Source organism: Pseudomonas sp. PA-4-8C (genome assembly GCF_021606625.1).
GTDB classification, from domain to species: Bacteria; Pseudomonadota; Gammaproteobacteria; order Pseudomonadales; family Pseudomonadaceae; genus Aquipseudomonas; species Aquipseudomonas lactis.
Genome location: NZ_WKCD01000544.1, coordinates 1 through 1,205 on the forward strand (window position 1 = coordinate 1; position 1,205 = coordinate 1,205).

Here is a 1,205-nt window from a genome sequence, read left to right on the forward strand (position 1 = left end):
GGTGCTGAACAATGCGGCGGTGAGCTCGGCGATCGTCGGGCCACGGACCGAGGCGCAGTGGGACGCCTACACCGGGGCGCTGGCGGTGCAGATCAGCGCCGAAGACGAGGCGTTCATTGATTCGTTGGTCACGCCGGGGCATTCGTCCTCGCCGGGGGTCAACGATGTCGGGCATTTTGTATCCGGTCGATTGGCACGCCTGTAGACTGCCGACGAAATAATCGGCTTTCGCGAGGACAGCGTGTCTAAAGGTGTGGTGTTATCGGTCTTGGCCTCGGTGTTGTTTGCGGTGATGTATTACTTCACATCGCTGCTTACCCCCCTGAGTGGCCTGGAAATTTTCGGCTGGCGCATGTTGCTCACCGTGCCCTGCATGACGGTGTTCATGATTGTCAGCGGTGAGTGGCGCAGGGTGTGGGAACTGCTGCGCAGGCTGGCGGCTAAGCCACGGCTGATTGGCGGCGTGCTGGTGTCTTCTGCCCTGCTCGGCGTGCAGTTGTGGCTGTTCATGTGGGCGCCGCTCAATGGGCGCAGCCTGGACGTGTCGGTGGGGTATTTCCTGCTGCCGTTGACCATGGTGCTCACCGGGCGCCTGGTCTACGGCGAGCGTCTGTCACGGTTACAACAGATCGCCGTGGTGTTTGCCGCGCTAGGCGTGTTGAACGAGTTGTACCAGGCCGGTGGTTTTTCCTGGGCAACGCTGGTGGTGATCATCGGCTACCCGGTGTACTTCGTGGTGCGTAAGTACCTGAGCACCGATCATCTGGGGGGGCTGTGGCTGGACATGGCGTTGATGCTGCCGGTGGCCTGGTGGTTTGTACAAAGCGGCGAACAAGGCTTTGCCGTGCTCGACGGCCATCCAAAGCTTTATGCATTGATTCCAATGCTGGGCCTTATCAGTGCCTCGGCGTTGGTGAGTTACATTATCGCCAGTCGCTTGCTCGCCTTCAGCCTGTTCGGGCTGCTGAGCTACGTGGAGCCGGTGCTGCTGCTGGCGGTGGCTTTGCTATTGGGCGAAGGCATCCAAGGCGGGCAATGGCTGACCTATATCCCGATCTGGCTGGCGGTGATGGTGCTGGTGTATGAGGGGTTCAAGCATTTGGTGCGTCAGCGCCGGGCTTGAGTGGCTGGCTAAGATTGGACGGGGGTTATGGGGGCATCCTTACCCCTCTGTATTAAAGCCTGGATTGAATCAGGTCCTTACC

General features: G+C 60.0%; 1 protein-coding gene and 1 pseudogene. Both read left to right on the forward strand.

The genetic code is table 11. The features are described 5' to 3' along the window. Positions 1–205: pseudogene (locus GIW04_RS30825) on the forward strand (aldo/keto reductase); the annotation flags it as partial. A 36-nt stretch (positions 206–241) separates the two neighbouring features. After that, entirely contained in the window at positions 242–1,123 is an 882-nt protein-coding gene (gene rarD / locus GIW04_RS30830; protein WP_057711325.1) for an EamA family transporter RarD, read from the forward strand. Positions 1,124–1,205 lie beyond the last annotated feature (82 nt).